At 61.2% G+C, this 22,756-nt stretch carries 21 protein-coding genes; 11 read left to right on the forward strand and 10 right to left on the reverse strand.

What is annotated here, in order from left to right:
- Positions 1-2: 2 nt before the first annotated feature.
- A complete protein-coding gene (gene carA / locus JK176_RS06020) occupies positions 3-1,397 on the reverse strand; it encodes a glutamine-hydrolyzing carbamoyl-phosphate synthase small subunit (protein ID WP_211586995.1) in 1,395 nt (464 codons plus the stop codon).
- A gap of 260 nt (positions 1,398-1,657) precedes the next feature.
- On the opposite strand from carA, the gene JK176_RS06025 reads away from it, so the two are divergent.
- Together JK176_RS06025 and JK176_RS06030 are read left to right on the forward strand one after the other, a co-directional pair.
- Positions 1,658-2,113, forward strand: coding sequence for a GatB/YqeY domain-containing protein (locus tag JK176_RS06025; protein WP_062033210.1), 456 nt, complete (start codon positions 1,658-1,660; stop codon positions 2,111-2,113).
- Positions 2,114-2,242: 129 nt separating this feature from the next.
- Positions 2,243-3,193, forward strand: a complete 951-nt coding sequence (locus JK176_RS06030) for a cation diffusion facilitator family transporter (protein WP_211586997.1) — start codon at positions 2,243-2,245, stop codon at positions 3,191-3,193.
- A gap of 49 nt (positions 3,194-3,242) precedes the next feature.
- Here JK176_RS06030 and JK176_RS06035 read toward each other — a convergent pair whose 3' ends face one another.
- Positions 3,243-3,614: a hypothetical protein gene (locus tag JK176_RS06035; RefSeq protein WP_211586999.1), complete on the reverse strand. Its 372-nt coding sequence runs from the start codon at positions 3,612-3,614 to the stop codon at positions 3,243-3,245.
- Between the two features lie 205 nt (positions 3,615-3,819).
- Between JK176_RS06035 and dnaG the strand changes: the two genes are divergently transcribed.
- From dnaG to JK176_RS06070, 7 genes are all read left to right on the forward strand, one after another.
- Positions 3,820-5,667, forward strand: coding sequence for a DNA primase (gene dnaG, locus JK176_RS06040; RefSeq protein WP_211587001.1), 1,848 nt, complete (start codon positions 3,820-3,822; stop codon positions 5,665-5,667).
- Between the two features lie 166 nt (positions 5,668-5,833).
- Complete coding sequence (gene rpoD / locus JK176_RS06045) at positions 5,834-7,792, forward strand: RNA polymerase sigma factor RpoD (protein WP_206034425.1); 1,959 nt, start codon at positions 5,834-5,836, stop codon at positions 7,790-7,792.
- Positions 7,793-7,813: 21 nt separating this feature from the next.
- The gene (locus JK176_RS06050) at positions 7,814-8,389 is read left to right on the forward strand and encodes a GNAT family N-acetyltransferase (RefSeq protein WP_211587002.1); all 576 of its coding nucleotides are present in this window, start codon (positions 7,814-7,816) and stop codon (positions 8,387-8,389) included.
- A 159-nt stretch (positions 8,390-8,548) separates the two neighbouring features.
- Positions 8,549-9,031 carry a 30S ribosomal protein S6 gene (gene rpsF / locus JK176_RS06055; RefSeq protein ID WP_194262338.1) on the forward strand — a complete coding sequence of 161 codons (483 nt, stop codon included), beginning with the start codon at positions 8,549-8,551 and terminating at the stop codon, positions 9,029-9,031.
- Between the two features lie 5 nt (positions 9,032-9,036).
- A complete protein-coding gene (gene rpsR / locus JK176_RS06060; protein ID WP_099286871.1) occupies positions 9,037-9,327 on the forward strand; it encodes a 30S ribosomal protein S18 in 291 nt (96 codons plus the stop codon).
- 10 nt (positions 9,328-9,337) lie between these two features.
- Positions 9,338-9,928 carry a 50S ribosomal protein L9 gene (rplI, locus tag JK176_RS06065; protein ID WP_099286870.1) on the forward strand — a complete coding sequence of 197 codons (591 nt, stop codon included), beginning with the start codon at positions 9,338-9,340 and terminating at the stop codon, positions 9,926-9,928.
- A gap of 140 nt (positions 9,929-10,068) precedes the next feature.
- A complete protein-coding gene (locus JK176_RS06070) occupies positions 10,069-11,286 on the forward strand; it encodes a cyclopropane-fatty-acyl-phospholipid synthase family protein (RefSeq protein WP_211587003.1) in 1,218 nt (405 codons plus the stop codon).
- 9 nt (positions 11,287-11,295) lie between these two features.
- Here the strand turns inward: JK176_RS06070 and rsmA are convergent, their stop codons facing one another.
- Genes rsmA through JK176_RS06110 form a run of 8 tightly spaced genes read right to left on the reverse strand, consistent with a single transcriptional unit; the run spans position 11,296 to position 20,534 of the window.
- Positions 11,296-12,114 (reverse strand): 16S rRNA (adenine(1518)-N(6)/adenine(1519)-N(6))-dimethyltransferase RsmA, encoded by an 819-nt coding sequence (gene rsmA, locus JK176_RS06075; protein ID WP_211587004.1) that lies wholly within the window; start codon positions 12,112-12,114, stop codon positions 11,296-11,298.
- A gap of 1 nt (position 12,115) precedes the next feature.
- Complete coding sequence (locus tag JK176_RS06080; protein ID WP_194262342.1) at positions 12,116-13,474, reverse strand: peptidylprolyl isomerase; 1,359 nt, start codon at positions 13,472-13,474, stop codon at positions 12,116-12,118.
- A gap of 2 nt (positions 13,475-13,476) precedes the next feature.
- Entirely contained in the window at positions 13,477-15,801 is a 2,325-nt protein-coding gene (locus JK176_RS06085; protein ID WP_408869892.1) for an LPS-assembly protein LptD, read from the reverse strand.
- Positions 15,801-16,991, reverse strand: a complete 1,191-nt coding sequence (gene lptG, locus JK176_RS06090; RefSeq protein WP_194267968.1) for an LPS export ABC transporter permease LptG — start codon at positions 16,989-16,991, stop codon at positions 15,801-15,803. The genes JK176_RS06085 and lptG overlap by 1 nt, the downstream gene beginning before the upstream one ends.
- Positions 16,988-18,157, reverse strand: a complete 1,170-nt coding sequence (lptF, locus tag JK176_RS06095; protein ID WP_194254875.1) for an LPS export ABC transporter permease LptF — start codon at positions 18,155-18,157, stop codon at positions 16,988-16,990. Before lptF ends, lptG begins: the two co-directional genes overlap by 4 nt.
- 57 nt (positions 18,158-18,214) lie before the next feature.
- Positions 18,215-18,712 (reverse strand): hypothetical protein, encoded by a 498-nt coding sequence (locus JK176_RS06100; protein WP_211587005.1) that lies wholly within the window; start codon positions 18,710-18,712, stop codon positions 18,215-18,217.
- A gap of 2 nt (positions 18,713-18,714) precedes the next feature.
- On the reverse strand, positions 18,715-19,740 hold the full coding sequence (locus tag JK176_RS06105) for an L-threonylcarbamoyladenylate synthase (protein ID WP_211587006.1): 1,026 nt from the start codon (positions 19,738-19,740) through the stop codon (positions 18,715-18,717).
- Entirely contained in the window at positions 19,737-20,534 is a 798-nt protein-coding gene (locus tag JK176_RS06110; protein ID WP_211587008.1) for a 3'(2'),5'-bisphosphate nucleotidase CysQ, read from the reverse strand. The genes JK176_RS06105 and JK176_RS06110 overlap by 4 nt, the downstream gene beginning before the upstream one ends.
- Before the next feature lie 234 nt (positions 20,535-20,768).
- Here JK176_RS06110 and JK176_RS06115 point away from each other — a divergent pair, with 234 nt between their 5' ends.
- Both JK176_RS06115 and JK176_RS06120 read left to right on the forward strand, forming a co-directional pair.
- Positions 20,769-22,241 carry a leucyl aminopeptidase gene (locus tag JK176_RS06115; RefSeq protein ID WP_211587010.1) on the forward strand — a complete coding sequence of 491 codons (1,473 nt, stop codon included), beginning with the start codon at positions 20,769-20,771 and terminating at the stop codon, positions 22,239-22,241.
- Positions 22,225-22,701 (forward strand): DNA polymerase III subunit chi, encoded by a 477-nt coding sequence (locus JK176_RS06120; RefSeq protein ID WP_249194246.1) that lies wholly within the window; start codon positions 22,225-22,227, stop codon positions 22,699-22,701. The genes JK176_RS06115 and JK176_RS06120 overlap by 17 nt, the downstream gene beginning before the upstream one ends.
- Positions 22,702-22,756: the final 55 nt, after the last annotated feature.

Below are 22,756 nucleotides of genomic sequence, written 5' to 3' on the forward strand. Positions count from 1 at the left end.
GCTCAGGCTCCTGCTTTAGCGCGACGGTCCATGACCGCGACGAAACGCTCGAAAAGATAGAAACTGTCAGACGGGCCGGGGCTCGCCTCGGGGTGGTACTGGACGGAGAAAGCATCCTTCGTGGTGGAGGCGATGCCTTCGTTGGAGCCATCGAACAGGCTCACATGCGTCACCTTTACGTCGGCGGGCAGGGACTTTTCGTCCACTGCGAAGCCATGATTCTGGCTGGTGATTTCCACACGGCCGGTCTCGACGTCTTTGACCGGCTGGTTGGCGCCGCGATGGCCGCGCTCCAGCTTGTAGGTCTTGCCGCCCAGCGCCTGTGCGAGAAGCTGGTGGCCGAGGCAGATGCCGAAGACGGGGACGTTCGCGTCCAGCACCGTGCGGATGGCGGGGACGGCATAGGTGCCAGTCGCGGCCGGATCGCCGGGGCCGTTGGAGAGGAAGACGCCTTCGGGCTTCAGTTCCAGAATCTCTTCTGCCGTGGCCGTGGCGGGCAGGACGGTGACGTCACATCCGGCGGTTACGAGGCAGCGCAGGATGTTGTCCTTGGCGCCGTAATCCATGGCGACCACGCGGCGGCGGTTTTCGGTCCGGGCCGGGCGGGTGGTTTCCCACACGCCCTGTGTCCAGACGCGCTTGGGCTGGGTCACCTCTTTGGCGAGGTCCATGCCTTCGAGGCCGGGCCACTGGCGGGCGCGGTTCAGCAGGCTGTCCGTGTCGATGCGGCCATTTTCGGGGAAGGCGAGGATGGCGGTCTGTGGGCCTTTGTCGCGCAGGGTGCGGGTGATGGCGCGGGTATCGACGCCGCTGATGCCCGCACGGTTGTGCTGCTTCAGCCATGCGGCGAGGGGCTCGTTGGAGCGCCAGCTTGCGGGGGCCGTGATGTCTTCCTTCACGACGGCACCGAGGGCGGCCATTTTCGGGGCCTCGTTGTCGTCGGCGTTCGTGCCGACATTGCCGATATGCGGGAAGGTGAAGGTCACGATCTGTCCGGCGAAGGACGGGTCTGTCAGGGTCTCCTGATAGCCGGTCATGCCGGTGGAGAAGCACAGTTCACCGACGGCGCCTTCCGTATGGGCGCCGAAGCCGCGACCCCACAGGACTGTCCCGTCTGCAAGGACAAGGGCGGCGTTGGCGCCGGGAGGGCAGGGATTGGACACGTCCGTCTCTCTTTCTTGTTCTTGCGGGGCTTGTTCTTGTGGGGTTTGAGGTGCGGTGAGATCCGCTGTCAGATCCTGAAGGGCGATTCCCGGCACGCGCAGCAGGGCTGGCCAGTGTTTGGTGGGGACCATGCGGGACTGGCGCCATTTGCGCACGGCCTCCAGCCCTACGCCGGCGAGAGCGGCGATTTCGTCCGCGCCTCCGGCTTTTTCAATGATTCTGTCGATGTCCATGGTCGCCCCGTTGCTGGCTGCCGGATGTACTCTGGAGGCTCTGAATACGGGATCGGAAACGGAATGGGAAGTTTTTTCCCACTGTGTGTTGTGCATGCCGGGAGGGGGTGGGAAGTTTTTTCCGAATGGCTCGTTTCGTGCGTTGGGAGGCTGTCGGATTGTTGCAATCCGGCTTTTGTGCGATTTTGCCGCGATTCAAGGAATGAGGGACAGTTCGCCAAGGGAGTTTCCTGCGGGCTGTCCGATGAAGGAGAACGGCGATGTCGCTTCGCAAGCAGATCATGGATGACCTCAAGACGGCGATGAAGGCCGGTCAGTCCGAGACGGTGGCGCAGATCCGCGGGATCACGGCCAAGATCAAGGATCTGGATGTCGCTGCCCGTGCTAAAAGCGCCGAGGTGACGGATACGGACATCATTTCCGCCCTGCGTTCCATGATCAAGTCCCGCACGGAATCTGCCACGATGTATCGCGAGGGTGGCCGTCCGGAACTGGCGGAAAAGGAAGAGGGCGAGATCGCCACGATCAAGTCCTACCTGCCGCCCGAACTTGATGAGTCCGCGCTGAAGGCCGGGATTGCCGAAGCGGTGCAGAAGACCGAAGCGGCTGGCATGAAGGACATGGGCAAGGTCATGGCGGCTCTGAAAGAGCGCTTCGGCGCAGATCTGGACCCGGCAAAGGCCAGTGCGTTGGTGAAGGCGCATCTTTCGGCCTGATCGATCGTTCAAAAGCCTATAATGCAGAAAGCCGCTCCTTCGGGGGCGGCTTTTTTGTTGGGACGGACGTTTGACAGCGGTGCGTCGCGGTCATCAGTCTGATGTCCGGATTTTACGAATGAGGCCAGAATGTCCGCAGGTGGTTCAACGAAGGTCGTTTTCATTGCCCTGGGGGTCAATTTCGGAATTGCCTGCGTGAAGGGGGCCGCTGCGCTGCTGACCGGTTCGGCGGCTATGTTGGCGGAGACGGTTCATTCGTTTGTCGACTGCGGCAACCAGATCCTGCTGCTGGTGGGGATGAAGCGGGCGGCGGCTCCGGCGACGAAAGAGCATCCTCTGGGGCATCACCGGGAGCTTTATTTCTGGACGCTGGTTGTGGCAGGCGCGCTGTTTGTCGGGGGTGGCGTCGCGTCCCTGCATGAAGGCTGGGAAAAGGTCTGGCACCCGACGGCGATGGAGCCTGTTCATGTTCTGGGGCATGTTCTGCCCGGCTGGTGGCTGAATGTGGCCATTCTCGGGATTTCGGGAAGCATGGAGGGCTATGGTTTTCTGGCGGCCATGAAATCCATGCCAGCGGGTAAGGGATCGCTGTGGACCATGATCCGGCGCAGTACCGATCCGGGGCTGTTTGTCGTGTTGTTTGAGGACGGGGCGGCGCTGGTCAGTCTTATGATCGCGCTGGTCTTTACCGTGCTGTCCGTTGTGACGGGGTGGCATGTGCTGGATGGTGTTGCGTCGCTGCTGATCGGGGTGGTTCTGGTGATCGTGGCGGTGCTGCTGACGAACGAGACGCGTTCTCTGTTGGTCGGGGAGAGCAATCCGGAAATTGACGCCGATGTGCGCAAGGAGGCAATGCTGCTGCCGGGCGTGGTCGGGGTGAATGAGGTCGTGACCGAAACGCGGGGGCCGGGGAGCATCATCGTGCTACTGTCGCTGGACTGGGAGGATACGCTGACGGCAGGTCAGGTCGAGCAGGGCGTGTCAGCGCTGGAGCGGATAACACGGACGCGGTATCCGTCGGTCATGCGGATGTATGTCGAGGCACAGGATCACAAGGATGGTGTGCCGGTTCCGATCTGAAACCAAAGCAGGCTGGCCTTTCTTTAACGAAAGGCCGGTGCAGGATGTTTTACTCGGGCTGTGCCGGAGCCGGTGCGGCTGGTGCAGAGTTTGCAGGTGCGCTGCTATGCATCTGGCCGGGACTGGTGGAATGTTCCACGTCATAGGCCGTGGCTTTCTGTTCGTAAGAGCCCTTGGCACCCGGATGTTCCTGATCGTACAGAGCGGCCTTGGCCCGGGCTTCCTTACGGTAACGGTGACGCACATACATGCCGGTCACGCAGCCGCCCATGGCGCCCAGAACACCATGATGATTGGCGACATGGCCGCCGACGGCACCGGCGGCACCATATTTGAGGCATCCGCCCGGTTCGGCCTGCGCTGTTGTGAGTGACGTTGCCAGCAGGCCCGTTGCAGTTGCAAGCATCAGGTACTTTTTCATGAACGCTTCCTGTTTTTCAAAGCTGCTGGAGCACCCGGCAGCAGAGAGATGACCTTAAGCATGCCTTAACCTTGTATCCTGAACAACGGGCGGTGCGATGTGACGGATATGGATTTCGGTGGAAAGTTTCCTTTAAACAGGAGCGCTGGCGCTGTATGCGCTCGGGAAACTTTTCTCCAACGCTCATGAAAGGCTCTTTCTGCCCATGGCAATTGATCCGGCCTTTCTGGATGAATTACGGAACCGGACGCCGCTTCCGTCGCTGATCGGGCGGCGCAACAAGCTGGTGAGGTCCGGGCGGAACTGGAAAACCTGCTGCCCGTTTCACGGCGAAAAAACGCCGTCCTTCTATATTTATGACGATCATTTTCATTGCTTCGGCTGCGGTGTGCATGGAGATGCGATTTCTTATGTGATGCAGAGCGAAGGGCGCAGCTTCCCTGAAGCCGTCGAACAGCTTGCCTCTGAGGCCGGGCTTGAGGTTCCGAAAGCGGACCCGCGGACCGAGGCGCGTGCGCGGGAAGCACAGTCTCTTGGGGATGTGCTGAATCTTGTGCAGGAGAGCTATCGGCGGCGTCTGTATCGTCCGGAAGGGCGGGAGGGGCTGGCCTATCTGCGTGGACGGGGCCTTACCGATCAGACGATTGAGCGGTTTGGTCTGGGGTGGTCGGGAGACGGACGGCAGCTGCTGGATGAACTGCGACCGCATGGTGTGAACGTTGAGATGCTGATCCGTGCGGGTGTGATGCGGGTCGATGAGCAGGGGGCGCCGAAGGGGGAACTGTTCTTCAACCGTGTGACGTTCCCGATCCGGGACCGGCGCGGACGGATGATGTCCTTTGGTGCGCGGACGCTGGGAGACGGGCAGCCCAAATATCTTAACGGTCCAGAGACGGCGCTGTTCTCCAAGCGGCGGACGCTGTTCAATCTCGATCTGGCGCGGGAGGGCGTGCATCGCGGGGCGGATCTCGTAGTGGTCGAGGGGTATATGGACGTGATTGCCCTCGATCAGGGCGGTTTTGGCGGGGCAGTCGCGCCTCTGGGCACGGCGATGGGCGAGGAGCAGCTTGAACTGCTGTGGCGCATGTCACCCTCGCCCATTCTGTGTCTGGATGGCGATGCGGCGGGCGCCCGGGCGGCGCTGCGGGTGTGTGAGGTCTCGCTGCCGCTGCTTTCGCCGGAACGCACGATCCGTTTCTGCCGACTGGATGCGAAGGACGATCCGGATAGCCTGATCCGCAGTCGTGGACCTCGGGCCATGAAGGAGGCGCTGGCAGGCGCGACGTCCATGGCGGAGGAACTGTTCGGGCTTCTGACGGCGGGGCTGGTCGATCCAGGGCCGGACCAGCGGGCGGCACTTCGGGAAAAGCTGGTGACGCTGTCGAAGCTGATCCCGGATCGGGCGCTGTCTTCGGAATATCGCAGTACCCTGCTGGACATGTTCTTCGAGCGTTTCAGGCGGAAGAAAACTTTCCAGCGTAAAGCCGGAGAGAGTCTGAAGCTGTCCACGCAGGCCCCTGGTGCGATGCGCGATGTGGAGTCGGGCAATGTGGAGCGGCTCAACATCATGACGACGATGCTGCTGCTGCATCCCGATATCCTTCCGGAAGTGGAACAGGCTTATGCGGGGCTTTCTCTCCCGTCGGATCTGGATCGTTTGCGTTCTGCGCTTCTGGACTGGTCCTGTCAGGAAGAGGGGCGCGATACCCTGACGGAAGAAAGTTGCATGGCGTGGCTTGAAGAGCATGGGCTGGCGGATCTGGCGGGGGCGCTGAAAAGCGGACCGCTGCCGCGCGGTGTGGGGGACGGGAAGGTCCGGGATGAGATCCTGAAGGTGGATGTCATTGAAAGCTGGTGGCATTTTTACGCCTTGGTCAATTTCCAGACTTTCGAGCGCACTCTTGAAGAAGACGTGACCAAAGCTGTTGTGAATGGTGACATGGAGTCTTTTGTGGATGAGACTGGTCAGAGTGGGTTGCGCTTTCCCAGTGCGCTCATGACCCGGCTGCGGGTGCGCGATGCTCTCAAAAGCGGAGAGAGAGTCGGAGAGTGAGCGCCCTGATGTAGTGTTGGGATCACCCAAAAAGAAACGAATACGAAACGATTTTTATTCCCGAAAGGTTGCATTCTTTGGGGCTGCAATCTTGACTTCGGGCGAAGGATCGACCACCTGCACGCTGCCGGATTGCTAACTCGCGGCGGAGTTGACGGAGAGACGAATGGCGACGAAAACAGCCTCTGGAACGGATCGGAACGCGCAGGAACAGGAGGGGGATGCCACTCTCCTTGATACGCAGTCCGCTGCCGTCAAGCGGCTGATCGCCAAAGGGCGTGAACGCGGACATATCACTTTTGATGAACTGAATGCGGTCCTGCCGCAGGACCAGATGTCTTCCGAGCAGATCGAAGACGTCATGGCGGCCCTGTCGGAAATGGGCATTCAGGTCCTTGAGAACGAGGATCAGGACGAAGCCGAAGGCGCTGCCGAAAAGGAAAGCGAAGCCGAGACCGAGGAGGCCGAAGGCCCTCAGGGCGGTAACGTCGATGCCGAGGCCGCCAGCCGCACGGATGATCCGGTCCGGATGTACCTGCGTGAGATGGGTTCGGTTGAACTGCTGTCGCGTGAAGGCGAAATCGCGATCGCCAAGCGGATCGAGGCGGGTCGCGATGAGATGATCGGCGGCCTGTGCGAGAGCCCGCTGACGATTCGCGCCATCATTTCCTGGCATGAGCGCCTCAAGGACGGCGAGATGCTCCTGCGCGACATCGTCGATCTGGAGGCCAGTCAGGGCGGTGGTCCCGATCCGGATGCGGTCGAGGGCGAAGAAGGCGATGAGGCGTCCGAAGAGGACGACAAGGCCGAGGACGAGAACGAAGAGGGCGACGGCGAGCAGCAGGAAGGCAGTGGCCTGTCCCTGTCCGCGCTGGAAGAGAAGCTGAAGCCGGAAATTCTGGCCCGTTTCGAAGCCATCGAGCCGCTGTATCACAAGCTGCGCAAGATCCAGATCAAGCGTATTGAAGCCCTGACGGGCGGCGAGGATCACTCGGACAAGTCCGAGCAGACCTATGAGAAGCTGCGTCACGAGCTGGTCAGTCTGGTTGAGCAGGTGCATCTGCACAACAACCGGATCGAGGAACTGGTCGCGCAGATCAAAATGCAGGTTCAGAAGCTGAACGGCGTTGAGGGCCGGATGATGCGTCTGGCCGAGAGCTGCAAAATTTCGCGCGATGACTTCCTCATCAAGTATCGCAGCCGCGAACTGGACCCGACCTGGCTGGACAGCATTTCCGCGCTGCCCGGCAAGGGCTGGAAAAACCTGACGACCAAGCACATGGACCAGCTGCGCAACCTGCGTGGCGAGATTGCGGCTCTGTCGCATGAAACGGGCCTGCCGGTTGGTGAATTCCGCCGCGTTTATGCGACTGTTTCCCGTGGCGAGCGTGATTCCACGCGCGCCAAGAAGGAAATGATCGAAGCGAACCTGCGTCTGGTGATCTCGATCGCCAAGAAATACACGAACCGTGGCTTGCAGTTCCTGGATCTGATTCAGGAAGGCAATATCGGTCTGATGAAGGCTGTGGACAAGTTCGAGTACCGTCGCGGCTACAAGTTCTCGACCTATGCGACCTGGTGGATCCGTCAGGCGATCACGCGTTCCATCGCGGATCAGGCCAAGACGATCCGTATTCCGGTCCACATGATCGAGACGATCAACAAGCTGGTCCGCACATCGCGTCAGATGCTGCATGAAATCGGGCGCGAGCCGGCTCCGGAAGAGCTGGCTGAGAAGCTTGGTATGCCGCTGGAGAAGGTCCGCAAGGTCCTGAAGATCGCCAAGGAGCCGATCTCGCTTGAGACGCCGATTGGCGATGAGGAAGACAGCCATCTCGGTGATTTCATCGAGGATAAGACGGCCGTTATTCCGCTGGATGCCGCGATTCAGACGAATCTGCGTGAAGCCACGACCCGCGTTCTGGCGTCTCTGACGCCGCGTGAAGAGCGCGTGTTGCGGATGCGCTTCGGCATTGGCATGAACACGGACCACACCCTTGAGGAAGTGGGCCAGCAGTTCAACGTCACGCGTGAGCGTATCCGTCAGATCGAGGCAAAGGCGCTGCGCAAGCTCAAGCATCCGAGCCGTTCGCGCAAGCTGCGCTCCTTCCTCGACGACAACTGAGCCGTCTGAGCGCGCGCGGCAATGTTGCCGGACTGGCTCAGGCCGAAAGGGGCATCCACCCGTCTTGCGGTGGATGTCACTTTTCTGGAGACGTGTTCTTCCCGACCCTCTCCGATTCTGCCTGAAGGGTTTTCCCTGTTGCGCATGACGGGGGACGAAGCTCTTCCGCTTTACCGTTTCCTGTATTCGACAGTCGGGCAGGAATACTGCTGGTGGATGCGCCGGTCGATGCCGGATGCGGAGCTGGAAGAAATCCTCCACGATCCTGCTGTCCATTTCATGGTTCTGCGTGACAATAGTGGCGAACCCGCTGGTTTCTATGAGCTGGATCTGCGGCAGGGTGGGGATGCCAATCTGGCCTATTTCGGCCTTCTGCCGCAGGCGATGGGGCGTGGGCTGGGTCGTGCGCTTCTGGATCATGCCGTTGCACGGGCGTTCGGGGCAGGGAGCTGGCGGCTGAGGGTCAATACCTGCACGCTGGACCATCCCAATGCGCTTCCGAATTATCGTCGGGCCGGATTTGCGGTCCGGTATGTCGTGTCTGAAACATGGGACGTTCCGGACGAATATGTGCCGGAAAGACTGAGGCGACTCTGAGTTAAGGCTTGCTTTTGGGGGCTGTGCGTGATTAATGCCGCCTTTCCCTGCCGGGCGATGTGGCATCGCGCCGGCTATACCCGCGCCCTGTAACATGGGCCCTGTTTCCGGCATGGGTCGGAGCCAGTTGCGGGTTGACCCAATCCGAAGGGAGTCTTCATGCCATTGTATGAAAGCGTGCTCATTGCGCGTAATGATGTGTCGCAGGCTCAGGTGGAAACCCTGGTCGAGACCATCGAAACCCTGCTCACGGACAACGGCGGTTCCATCCAGAAGCGCGAGTTCTGGGGCCTGCGTTCCCTCGCATACCGCATCAAGAAGAACCGCAAGGGCCATTACGTCCTGCTGGGCCTTGACTGCACCCCCGACACGCTGCGCGAAGTTGAGCGTCAGCTCGGCCTGAACGAAGACGTGCTGCGCGTCCTCACGCTGCGCGTTGACGAGATCGACGAGAACCCCTCTCCGGTTCTGGCTCGCAAGAGCGACGATCGTGGCGATCGCGGTAACTTCCGTGGCGGCTCCAAGCCGGCTGGTCGTTTCGAGAGCGGCCGTGGCGGTCCCCGTCGCAGCAGCGAAGACCGTGAAGAATATCGTGCACGCGGTGAGCATGACGATGCTCGCGAGACGGCTGGAGCGGAGTAAGAATTATGTCTGACACCATCACGCCTGACGCAAACGAAGTGAACCCCGCTGCCCGTCGCACGGCAGTTGGCGCACGTCGTCCGTTTTACCGTCGTCGCAAGTCCTGCCCGTTCTCCGGTGCCAATGCTCCGAAGATCGACTACAAGGACGTGCGTCTGCTGAGCCGCTTCCTTTCCGAGCGCGGCAAGATCGTGCCGAGCCGCATCACGGCCGTTTCGGCCAAGAAGCAGCGTGAGCTGGCACAGGCGATCAAGCGCGCCCGCTTCCTCGCCCTGCTCCCCTACGTTGTGAACTGAGGAGAGCATCATGTCCCAGACCGCACTGATCCTGCTGCAGCGGGTCGAGCATCTCGGCCAGATGGGCGACCTGGTGCACGTGAAGCCGGGTTATGCCCGTAACTTCCTGCTGCCCCAGGCCAAGGCCATGCGCGCCACGGTTGCCAACAAGAAGCGTTTCGAGACCGAGCGCGCTCAGCTTGAGGCTCAGAACCTCAAGAAGCGTGAAGAGGCCGAGCGTCTTGCCGAGCGCATGCACGAGCTGTCCGTTGTTGTCATCCGTCAGGCTGGCGACAGTGGCAGCCTGTATGGTTCCGTCAGCACCCGCGACATCGCAGTTGCTGCTACGGATGCCGGCCTGACGATTTCGCGTCAGCAGGTTGTTCTGGCACACCCGATCAAGCAGCTTGGTCTGACGGAAGCACGCGTTGTGCTGCATCCGGAAGTGTCCATTCCGCTGACGGTCAACGTTGCCCGTTCCGCTGAAGAAGCCGAGCGTCAGGCTCGTGGCGAAGAGATCGGCGTGCAGGAAGAGGATGAGAACATCCTTGGTGACCTGCAGGCTGAGAACGCCGCCGAAGAGGCTGCTGCTGAAGCTGCCGAGGCATCGGAAGAAGCGTAAGGCTTTTACCGCTGATCTTGGTTTTAAAGAACCCGGCCGGGAATATTCCCGAGCCGGGTTTTTTTATGTCTATTTGACTGGCAGGATACAACTAGAGGCCCGCTGAGGCTTTTTCCCGGTATTGGAATCAGGAGATCGGAATGAAGCGAATTCTGGATTTTGTCTTGCGGAAATTCATTCAGACGGGACGCCTGCGGGTCACATTCAGCGATGGTATTGTCCGGACCTATCGCGGATCAAAGCCGGGACTTGAGGCGGGTCTTCATCTTCGGACCAAGCAGGCCGAACGCGCCTTGATCGTCAATTCCGGTCTCGTTTTTGGTGAGGAATACATGGCGGGCAGCATCGTGCCCGACGGATGTACGCTTGAAACGCTGTTGACGGTGCTGATGGAGAACATCAACAGCCATGGTCATGTCTTCGAGGAAATCGAGGACCGTCTGCGGTATGTCACCCGGGCCTGGAAGACGCTGAATTCTCTCAAGACATCCCGAAGCAATGTGGCGCATCACTATGATCTGAACGGCGCGCTGTACGATCTGTTTCTTGATAAGGACCGGCAGTATTCCTGCGCGTATTTCGAGCGTGAGGACATGACGCTGGAGGAGGCGCAGATTGCCAAGAAGCGTCATATCGCGGCCAAGCTCAATCTGGATCGTCCGGGGTTGGAGGTGCTGGATATTGGTTGTGGCTGGGGCGGAATGGCCCTGACGCTGGCGAAGGATTACGGCGCACGGGTTCTGGGGATCACGCTGTCACGAGAACAGCTTGCTGTGGCGCGGCAGCGGGCTAAGGATGAGGGGCTTGACGGGCAGGTCCGGTTTGAACTGATTGATTATCGCAATCTGCACCAGCAGTTTGACCGGATTGTTTCGGTGGGCATGTTCGAGCATGTGGGGCCGCCGCAGTTCGAGGCCTTTTTCCAGAAAGTGAAGGCCTGTCTGAAGCCGGATGGCGTGGCGCTGATCCATTCGATTGGACGGATGGACGGGCCGGGAACGACCAATCCCTGGATTCAGAAATATATTTTTCCGGGCGGGTACTCGCCTGCTCTGAGCGAGACACTGGCAGCGATTGAACGGTCAGGTCTGTGGATGACGGATTGTGAGGTGCTGCGTCTGCATTATGCACGCACGCTGGCGGAATGGCGCAAGCGCTTCGATGCCAACCGTGAGAAGATCCGGGCGCTGTATGACGAGCGTTTTGTCCGGATGTTCGAGTTCTATCTGGTCGGGGCTGAGCTGTCGTTCCGGGTGCAGGGGCACATGAATTTTCAGCTTCAGCTGACCCGATCGATTGATGCAGTGCCGTTCACGCGCGATTACATGTTCGAGCGTGAACGGGAAAGCGCAGGCTAGTAAGGAGTTTTAGCGGCTGGCGAGATTGAGTTCCGCCAGCCGTGCGAATTCAGCGACCGAGAGGGTTTCGGCGCGGCGGGTCGGCTCGATTTCGGCTTTTTCCAGAAGGCGTTCGCCCCCGATGGATTTCAGCGAGGAGCGCAGCATCTTGCGGCGTTGCCCGAAGGCGGCCGCCGTAACCTGCTCCATGGCGCGGAACAAACGTGAGGAGGGTTGCTCGGCGTGTGGGATGATGACGGCCACTGCGGAATGGACCTTGGGTGGCGGTGAGAAGGCTCCGGGCGGGATGCGCAGGGCGACCGAGCATGTGGCGCACCACTGTGCCAGCACTGCGAGGCGTCCGTAAGCTGAACTGCCCGGTTCCGCACAGATCCGCTCGGCGACTTCGAGCTGGAACATCAGGGACAGCCGTTCCCACTGCGACGCCTGTCGCAGCCATCCCACAAGGAGGGGGGTGGCGACGTTATAGGGTAGATTGGCGATGATCTGGCGTGGTGCGGGGGCAAGGGTGGCCGCGTCCAGCTTCAGAGCATCTTCGCGGACGACGTGAAGACGGTTCGGATAGTAGGTCGCCAGTTCGTCAAGCAGGGGCCAGGCGCGTTCGTCGATTTCCACGACATCGACGCGGGTGGCGGGCGTGTCCAGCAAAGCGCGGGTCAGGCCGCCGGGGCCGGGTCCGATTTCGACGACGCTGCGGCCTGTGAGGTCGCCGCCGAGGGCTGCGATCCGGGCGCAGATGCCTGGATCAAGGAGGAAGTGCTGGCCGAGGGATTTCTTGGCATCCAGACCATGGATCTGGATGGTGTCGCGCAGTGAGGGAAGGGACACGTCAGTTGGTGGCCTTGGCAGCAGGACGCATCTCGATGATGGCGCGGCGCTGAAGATCACGCTGGAGCTGGCGCGACGCCTGCTCGACATGCTCGTTCATGAGCTGGTCAGCGATTTCGCTCGGGCTCTGTTGCGCCAGATTTTTCTGCTGCCGGTTGCAGACCATGAGCAGGGCAATACCGTCCATTGAGACCAGCGGACGGCTGACCTTGTTCGGCGGCAGCGATTCGAGAACGGATTTCATCTGCGGCATCAGGCGTTCCAGAATCTGAGAGCCGGGATTGCCGGGGCGCTTTTCGCCCAGAGACTTGTTGAGCGCTTCCATGGCGTCACAGCTATGGATCGTCTGAACGGCGGTCGTGGCTTTTTGCAGGGCTGCACGCTGCTGTTCGGTCGGGTTCTGCGGGTTCAGGGGCGCATCGAACGGGAAAAACGCCTGTCTCAGGTCAAGCTGGGTGCCCATCTGTTTGCCGACCACGCGCTTGGCCTGAACAGTGGCGATGACGAAGCCGCCCGCAACCTGAATGGGGTTGGAGATGGCGCCGATCGGCATCTGGCGCACGATGTTGACGACCTGCGGATCGAGGTTGTCTTCCTGCACCCAGCCCATGGAGCCGCCGTCGAGAGCAGACTGGGCCTGAGAGAACTGCGCGGCCACAATCGGGAACGGCGCGCCCTCGCGGAGCTGGGAGATGATGGTTTTGGTGAAGGCGAGTTCGGCTTCGTCATGGCGCGGGTCGGCGACGGGAACGAAGATTTCGCTCATGAAATACTGCGGGCGTCCCTGTTCCGCCTGAAGCGCCTGTTCGCGCTGGCTGATCTGGGTTGCCGTGATGCGGCCTTCTTCGCCGAGCTTTTCACGCAGAACCTGCATCCAGCCGATCTGGACGCGGATCTGGTCGATCAGGGTCGTGAGCGAGACGCCGTCTGAAGCCAGACGGTTGCGCAGGGCGTTTTTGGGCATCCCGTTGCGCTGTTCGATATTGGCGATGGCGCCTGCGATCTGATCCGGCTCCACGTTGATGTGGCGCTTGAGGATTTCCTGCGTTTTCAGGCGTTCGTCGATCAGTTGATGGATGATCTGGCCACGCATGCGCCCCATGATTTCCGGGCTGATGGGCAGGCCGGTCGAAAGCACGAACAGCTTTGCGCGGTTGTCCACATCACGCTGCGTGAGAACCTGTCCGTTGATGACGGCCAGAATCTGGTCCTCAGGAGGTTTGACCGGGGCCGCGGCCTCTTTGGTGGCAGCAGGTTTCGTGGCCGCCTTGTGGTGCGGAGCGGCCATGGCCGGGAGAGTGGCCGAGAAAGCCAGAAGGACAGCCAGGGCCGTGGATGCGGTGCAATGGGTCTTGGACATGCTCAACCGTTGATTCCGAAGGTGCCGATCGTCTTGAACGTGAAGTTGAAGAGGATGGTCTCGTTACGCTGTTCGCCGCCGATACGGGTGTATTGTTTGATATACATGATATCCAGCCCGAAACAGTCATTGGAATAGCCGATTGTGCCGCCATTGGCGACGAACTGTTTCCGGGACAGGCTGCGACGGAAGAAACCTGACGCATGGTAATTGCGCCAGTGGGTGGAGAAACCGCCTGTCACTTCGCTGGTTTTGACCAGATAAGGGGCGTTGGGGCCGTTTTGGCGGAAATCTGTTGCGTAATAATAATATGGCGTGACGGGAGCATAGACGTAGCCGCCTGTCAGGCGGAACATCGGAACGCCTGTGCTGATCAGGCCTTCGCCGTAATCGAACTGGTGGGTCCAGGGATTATAGCGACCGCGGGCCGTCACATCGACATACTGGTTCGGGCTGACACGCAGGCGGGCCACCGGGTCAGACAGGTGATGGTCGAGGCCGGAATAGGGCAGGCGGTTATGGTCGATATGCTGCTGGAAGCTTTCGCCGACGAGCATGTCGATCGCATGGCCGTTCCATGACCAGTTCTGATGGATGCCCACATTGGCGCGCAGGCCACCATCAAGGCGGTCGGTTCCGAGATAGCGGTTGAGGGAAAACAGCGTCGTGTCCGTGAACTCGTAGGACAGGCTGTCTTCATTAGGCAGGTGGCGGTTCTGCGAATTGCCGGTGTTGGGCGCGGCGATGATCTGGGCGATGGGTTCCAGGATCTGCGAGCCATGGCCTTTGGCGAAGCTGCGCAGGAACGGCCAGTTCATCCGCAGGGCGATGGTCGGCTGGACCTGTCCCACGAGATGGTTGCCGCCTGCGTTCATGTAATAGGTCGGCTGCTGGTAGGCCTGCGTGGCGTGATAGACCATCGAATCGATCCGCGCTGTCAGCAGGAACTGCTGGCCGAGTTTGTTGTGGAACGGACGATCCCACTGAATGGCGGCCTGACCACGCTGATCGTTGATGCCGTTCTTTCGGTACAGATTGAAGTCGGTCGTCTGCACACTGAGGCGACCGCCGAACATGTCCGGCTGTCCCTGAAACGCATAGGTCAGTCTCGGGAGAGCCCAAGGCAGATCGGAGTTGCGGATGACGCCCTGGTTCAGGCCCTGATAGGCCTGTCCGTCAAACCGCAGGTAGGAACCGACGCCGTAACCTTCGAGGAACAGGTTGGAGTTCAGCATTTCCTGACCGTAGCCGGGAACGCGGTAGTCGCGCATGTAATTGGCGGAACTGGCGACGTTGATGTTTGCGCCGAGCTGCCAGTTGCGGTTAAGGGCGAAATTGCCCCGACCGAACACATAACCCTGAATGCCGTATTCGTTTGAGGAACCGACATTGTTGCCGAAGGTGTTTGTGTAGCGGTTCTCGTCATGGGTGTCGTAGGCGACACCACCGGTGACGTCGATGGAACCGAAGTTGAGGCGGTTGCGGTACTGTGCGGTCAGTTCCGGGCCGGTCTTGGTGGAGACGAGGCCACGGACCGTCAGATCCTGCTGTTCGTCGATCGCCCAGAAATAGGGGAGGGTGAAATAGGTGCCGAGATAGCGGTCATGCGGGCTGATGCCCGGCATCAGGAAGCCGCTTTGACGTTTCACGGACGGATCGGTCATGGAGAAGAACGGGAAATAGAAGACTGGCAGACCGAGCATTTTAAGCCAGGCATGATCGAATTCGAGCCGCTTGTGCTGCACGTCCTGCGTCGCGTCGAAAGCCTGAAACTGCCAGAACGGCGGTAGGTCTGGGTTCTTCTCGCAGATCTTGCAGGCCGTATAGACGGCATGCGTCAGGTCGTTGAGCATCCCGTTCGTGCGGCGCATGCCGTTGCCGGCGAGTTTGGCGTTGTCTTCCATGCGGATATAGATGCCGCTACCAATGCCGTCGTGCATGCCGTGACTGAACTCGACATAATCGGCATAGGTCGTGCTGCCGTCGGGTTCCACGACCGCGACATGGCCCTTTGCCGACAGGATGCCGGTGCTGCGGTCATAGGTCACGCGGTCCGCGCGCAGGGCATGGTCGCCCTGCCAGACGCGGACATTGCCGTCCCATGTGATCAGGCCGTTCTTCGCATAGCTTTCGCTATCGGCGAGATAGGTCAGGGGATCGGTCTGGGACGTGGGCTTTCCGATGACGATGACATGGGAGTTGTCGCGCTGCATCGTGTTGGCAGACATTTTCTGCGGCGCTACGAGCGCGGTTCCAGCCATCAGTGTGGCACCGACGAACGAAGCGCGTCTGCGGGCGCGTGCTGGGAGCCACAGGGGCACCGTCATCAACCATCCTCCATGTGCAGCAAAAGCGCCACGGCGAGGCAGAGCCCCGCACCCGTTGGCGCCCATGCCGCAAGAACCGGTGGCAAGGCACCGGATTCACCAAACTGTTCGGCCACTTTCGAGATGGTGAACAGCGCAAAGCCTGCGGCAATTCCCGATCCCAGCATCCGGGCCACGCCGCCGCGTCGTGTCGGACGCATCGAGAAGCCTGCGGATACCAATGCCATGGTCCCGGCCAGAATGGGAAGGGCCAGCAGCGACTGGAAATGAAGTCTGTGCCGGATTGAGGGGAATCCCGAGCGCTCCAGAAGGCTGATGAACCCGGGAAGTGCGAAGACTGACAGCGTGTCGGGGGAGGCGAAACTTTCCTGCACGCGACCGACTGTCAGGTCGGAGGGGAGGGTCATGTCGCCGATTTTCTGGGGCAGGTGATCGGGGTGCAGCACAGAGGTGTCGTGCAGGAGCCACTGATGATCGCCCAGAGCGCCATTGGGTGATTCGACACGCAGGATCAGGCGATCCCGGTCGTCGAGGCGGAAGATGGAAACACCGGAAACGTTCAATGCGCCGTTGACGAGATGGACATCCTGCGCGTGCAGGATGGCAACGCCGTGGGGGACCAGTCCGTCATCGGACTGTCTGAGCCACAGGGCGCCTCCGTTGAGGGTCAGGGGGCCTCCGCCGGTGCGGAGATAGGTCTGATCCAGCATTTCGGCGCTGCGGAACATGCTCGACGACAGGGCGGAAATACCGGTTGTGGTCAGCAGGCCTGTCAGAATCGCGCAGGCCAGCGGGCTGGCCAGGAACTGCCAGGCGGAAATGCCTGCGGCGCGGGCGACGATGAGTTCGGACGAGCGGGTCAGGCGCGAAAAGCAGACGATTCCGCCCAGAAGGATGCCGAAGGGCAAAACGTAGATGATGTAGTACGGCACATGCAGCGCTGCGATCTTGACGACGAGGCTGGCCGGAACATTGGGCCGCGTGGCTGCGCGTCGTAGCAGGTCGATGAAATCGAACAGTGAGACCAGACCGGTCAGAGCCAGCACCATGGACAGGGTGCTGAGCATGAACTGACGGGCAATATAGATGGCAAGCGTTGTCGAGAAACCAGCGTGGTCGTCTCGGGTACTGAAGGCCTGAAACAGTGAGGTCAGCCATGAGCCCAGTCTCGGGGAGGCGATACTTCTCATCTTGAGGCCTCCGGCGAGGGTGTCATGGGAACGGGCTGCTTCACACTTCCGGTCCATTGTTCGAGGAACAGCAGGACGGCGCAAACGACTGCGGGCAGGAGAGCTTCGAGCCAGATGAGCGGGACCAGCGCAAGATGCCGTCCAGCGAGGTTCTGGAGCATGAGCGAGAGGGCCAGCAGCCCGACGACGGTGAGGATTGCCGTCAGGGGGCGGGTGATGTTGCCATGACGGGAGAAGGCACCGCGCAGCACTGTCACCAGCCCGATCATGGCAAAGGACAGAGCGGTCAGGGGAGAGGTGAGCCGTCGCCAGCCCACCACGATGTTCTTGCCGCGATCGCGTTCGGACACTTCATGAGGGTCGGGATGGAACAGTTCGTGAAGGGACATCTCGTCCGGGTCGCGGTCTTCGTGGCTGTTCCGGCGCCCCGAAGTCAGGTCGATGGTGTTGCGCCCGAAGGTCAGGACGTTCAGGCGCCCGGTATGGCGGTCGATTTCCTCGCGCGAGCCATCGTAGAGGACGACGCGGGGCTGATCGTTCACCACGACCATGGTGCCGCGCTCGGCAAGGATCGTGGTGTGGGAATCGGGGTTGCGGTCGTCTTCGACCAGAACGCCATGAAGCTGGCCGTCACTGGTCCGTCCGCGGACATAGACGGTCATGTCTCCGGAAAGGCTGGTGAAGACACCGTCCTGAAGCAGGAAGGCGGCCATGCGGTTGCGGATCTGGAATTCGTAGCGGTGAAACGCATGATAGGATACGGGCGCGAGCCACAATGTCAGGGTATAGCATAGCGCCACGGAGAAAAACGCGCAGAGCAGTCCCGGTCGGGCCAGTTCCAGCGGGGAGCGCCCGGCGGCGCGCATGACCGTCAGTTCCCGGTCTCCGACCATCCGCTGATAGGTAAACAGCACGACGAGGAAGGTCGTGATGGGAAGGATGACGGCGATGAACGTCGGGAGCATCAGCGAGGTGAGCTGGATGAACACGCGCAGGGACAGGCCGTGCTGGACCACCATCGAGACGAAATGCAGCGACTGGGTCAGCCAGATCAGAGCTGTGGCACCTCCGGTCAGCGCCAGCAGGGCGATGAGGAGCTGACGGAGGATGTAGCGGTCGAGCAGAGGCAGGATCTGCCGCCCGGAAGTACCGGAGGATGAGGCCATGGTCCTTCATCTATCCCTAGCGCGTGGCGGGAGGAAGGCGAAAAAACGAAACAGTTTTTATCGCAGGTAGGCAGCCCGGTCGATGGGCGCCCTTGTGTCCGTCAGGCTGTGGTAGAATTGGGTCCCGGCGATACCGACCAGAAGACCTGCACCCGCTGCGAAGGTAATGGCAATATAGCGCCAGGGTTTCTGCATCCGGAATGTGGCCACTTCCACCTGAAGCAGGCCCATGTCCATCTGGCAGCGCCCGAGCCGCAACTGGGCGGTGCGGGTATCGGTCTCGCTCTGGCTAAGGCGGTGTTCCAGATCCTGAACGCGCTCGCGCAGCCCTCTTTCCCGCGTTGCAGTGTCTCGCTGGGGCACAGTGCCGATGCGCGTGATGAACAGGTTTTTCAGCGCGCCGCCGGTGACGCCATCGCGGCGGGCCATCTGTCGGATGCGTTCCAGCGCTGTGGCGGCATGGCCGGGCTGTTCGTCCAGCACGAGCGCCAGAATGTCGGACAGGATCTTGATTTCCCGCGGGTCGATGTCTTTGGAATCAGGCGCACGGGCCATGTTCAGGACGGTGCCATGGTATCTGCATGGGTGTTTGTGCGGGGTTCGGCCGCGCGACGCAGGCGATCACGGATCGCGAGGCCCAGTCCGTGACGGGGGATTGTCTGGGCCGCAATGGTTTTCAGGCCGCGCCGTGTGCCTTCGGCATCCAGAAAGCGCAGTCCGGCGAAGAGGCGGGCCGCTGCTTCTTCAAGATTGCCGCTTTCGCTCAGGTTCCATGTCAGGCCCGCGCCGGGGAATGGTCGGCCGAAAGCAAGCTGGGCTTCGTCGGGCGCAATGGAGGTCACGTCCAGCCTGACGGGCAGGCTGGGGGCATAATGCGAGGCCAGTCTGCCGGGGGAGGCGGGTGCGATTTCAGCGAAATCGTCCGGATGGCGGATCGGGCCGCAGAGATCGTTCAGTTCTTCGAGCGTGACCCCGCCCGGACGCAAAAGGACCGGCACGTTCCGCGTCAGATCCAGAACCGTGCTTTCCACGCCGATCGAACAGGGGCCGGAATCCAGAACCGCGTCGATCCGGCCGTCAAGCGAGCGCAGGACGTGGAACGCATCGGAAGGACTGACGGTGCCCGAGACATTGGCAGACGGTGCAGCAACTGGTGCGCCCACTTCGCGCAGGAGCGCCAGTGCCGTCCGTCCACGGGGGACACGCAAGGCGAGCGTGGAGAGCCCGGCGGCGGCGAGGTCCGAGACGGTCGAGTCAGGAGAGCGGGGAAGCACCATTGTCAGCGGGCCGGGCCAGAAACGCTCGGCCAGCGTATGGGCGATTTCTTTCATCCTGCCGCTGAGCGACGCCTGAGCGAAGGCGCTTTCGGCATCGGGGAGATGGCTGATCAGGGGATTAAAACGCGGGCGCCCCTTGGCGGCGAAAATCCGGGCGACAGCCGTATCGGACGAGGCGATGGCCCCAAGCCCGTAAACGGTCTCGGTACCGAAGGCGACCAGCTTTCCGGCTTTCAGAAGCTCCGCCGCGCGGCGGATGCCCTCGGGTGTGGCTGTCAGGCGTTCGGTATACGGCGTGTCGCTCAAGATGCACCTCCCGTGCAGTAAAAGGACGAATTCAGTCGGCCGGGCTTGCCGTAACGCAGGGGCTCTCCGTCCGCGTCCAGAAGGGCGCCGCCTGCCGCTTCAAGAATGGCCTGCGGGGCGGCCGTATCCCATTCCATGGTGGGACCAAAGCGCGGGTAGAAATCCGCCGATCCCTCTGCGACGCGCATGAACTTGACCGACGAGGAGAGCTTGTCGATGGACGCGACTTTCCGCCCTGCCAGCCAGCGGTCCAAAAGTTCCGGGTCGCCATGATGGCTGGAGGCCAGCACGCGCAGGCCCTCGACAGACGGGGTGGCGGTCTGGATCGGGGAGTTGTGGGTGCCGTCCCAGCGATGCGCCCCCAAGCCCTGACCACCGCTATAGATCAGCCCGTAACCGGGAAGCGCCACAACGCCCAGAACCGGGCGGTCATGGCGGACGAGGCCGATATTGACCGTAAAATCCTTGCCGCCGGATGCAAAGCCCCGCGTGCCGTCCAGCGGATCGACCAGCCAGTAGGCGTCCCCCGCGCTGACCCGGATCCCGGCAGACATTTCTTCCTCACCGATTGCGGGAATGGACGGGCAGGCCGCGCGCAGGCCCGACAGGATGTGATGTTCGGAGGCGTGGTCCGCTTCCGTGACGGGGGAAGCATCGTCCTTGATATCCGTGCGAAAGCCGCGTTCGCGGATGGCGTTGATGATGTCTGAAGCTTCGGAAGCGAGCCTGAATGCCAGATCCAGCAGGGCGCGGTCATCGTTCGCGGGGACGGTAAAGGGGGAAGCGGAAGTCATTCTAGTAGACTACTCCAAGATGGCTTTTGCGTCATGTGTTGATACGGGTGGTGTCACTGCGGGCAGGTCGGCACGGGCTCCTGAGGGCCGTTCCATGTTGCGAACGGGATTTTTGTCGCGGCGCTGAGGGCGATGTCCGCATGGCAGGTCTTTCTCGGGGGAGGGCTTGTATGCCGGGGCGGTGTTTCCGATAACGGAGCTGACGATATTCATGTTCCAGACGACAGGGCCATCATGCTTTCAGTGATTTTCGATTCCATTCCTGCTTTTTCCGCGGATGCGCCCAAGGCGGTTGTGCTGCTGTGTGAGACTGCAGGTGGCGAGACGTTCTCGGCGCTGGACAAGACGACTGCGGGTGCTGTGTCACGTGCTGTTGCCCTGAAGGGGTTCAAGGGAGAGGTTGGGCAGAGCGTGGTGCTGCCCGGTCCGGCTGAAGGGCTATCGCAGATCGTTCTCGCAGGGGTGACGCCGAAGGGCGGCGCCGCTGTGGATGCTGTGGCGGTTGAGAATGCTGCGGGTCGGGCGGTGCGGCTGCTCGATGGCGTTGAAAGCGCGGTTCTGGTCGTGTCCGGGGCACTGGAGCAGTTTGCTCCGGAAGCGGCTCTGGGCGCTCGTCTGGCGTCTTATGATTTCGATCTGTATCGCAGCAAGAAGCCCGGTGCGCGACCGGTTCTGAAGACGCTGACTGTTGTAGTGTCGGACGTGGCTGCGGCTCAGGCACGCTGGACGGCTCTGGATGCGGTGTCCCAAGGTGTGATCCTGACGCGGAACCTCGTGAGCGAGCCGCCGAATATGCTTTATCCTCAAAGCTTTACGCAGCGGATTGAAGAATTGCGTGACCTTGGCCTGACGGTTGAGGTTCTTGACGAAAAAGCCATGACGGAGCTCGGGTTCGGTGCGCTTCTGGGTGTGGCGCAGGGCAGCGTACACAAGCCTCGGACGGTGATTGTTCGTCATGAGGGCGGTGGCAGCGAGGCGCCTCTGGCGTTCATCGGCAAGGGTGTCACGTTCGATAGTGGCGGCATTTCCATCAAGCCGGCGGCTGGCATGGACGAGATGAAGACCGATATGGGCGGGGCCGCGACCGTGATTGGTCTCATGAGTGCGCTGGCCCGTCGCAAGGCGCCGGTCAATGCGATCGGCGTGGTCGGCCTTGTTGAGAACATGGTGTCCGGTGGCGCGCAGCGTCCGGGCGATATCGTGCGGGCCTATGACGGTCAGACGATCGAGGTCCTCAATACCGATGCGGAAGGGCGTCTCGTTCTGGCGGATGTGCTGTCTTATACGCGCAAGCGGTTCAGCCCGAAGCTCATGGTTAATCTCGCCACGCTGACGGGTGCGATCGTGGTCAGTCTTGGGTATGAAAACGCCGGTCTGTTCAGCAACAGCGATGCGCTGGCCAAGGGGCTTTCGGAAGCCGGAGCGCAGGTGGGCGAGGGTCTGTGGCGGATGCCGATGGGCGAGGCCTATAACCGCGAAATCGATTCCGATATTGCCGATATGAAGAATATCGGCGGACGTCCGGGCAGCGCGATCCTTGCGGCTGAGTTCCTCAAGCGCTTCGTGGGCGACACGGACTGGGCGCATCTTGATATTGCTGGAACAGCCTGGAAGACCAAGGCGTCTGCCATTGCGCCAAAGGGTGCAACGGGTTTCGGTGTGCGGCTGCTGGACCGTTTTGTGAAGGCGCATGAAGCCAGCGCCTGAGGGGCGGGATCACGCTGTGGATGTCGGGTTCTATCATCTGACGCGCACGCCGCTTGAGGAAGCGCTTCCGGCCCTTCTGGGCCGGACGCTGGATGCGGGGGAGCGCGCGCTCGTGCGCTGTCCTGATGCGGCGGCGGTTATGGCGCTGGATACGGCGCTCTGGGCGTGCCGGGACCCGGTCTGGCTTCCGCATGGGAGCGCAAAGAGTGGTCATGCGGCCCGGCAGCCGATCTGGTTGACGGAAGGCGAAGACGTGCCGAACGGGGCGCGTTTCCTGTTTCGGGTTGATGGTGCGGGGGAGGATGATTTCGCGCCATTTACCCGGATTTTCGATCTGTTCGACGGTGGCAATCCGCAATCGGTGCAGCGGGCAAGAAACCGCTGGGTGGCGATGAAATCTTCAGGTCACAATCTCGTGTATTGGAAACAGGAAGAGCGGGGCTGGAAAAAGGCGGGGTAAGGTTTCAAAGTATGTCTGAAGCCATTGGTGGAAGATGCTCGATAATGGGGGCGTC

It is taken from the genome of Gluconobacter sp. Dm-73, from assembly GCF_018256215.1.
GTDB classification, from domain to species: Bacteria; Pseudomonadota; Alphaproteobacteria; order Acetobacterales; family Acetobacteraceae; genus Gluconobacter; species Gluconobacter cadivus.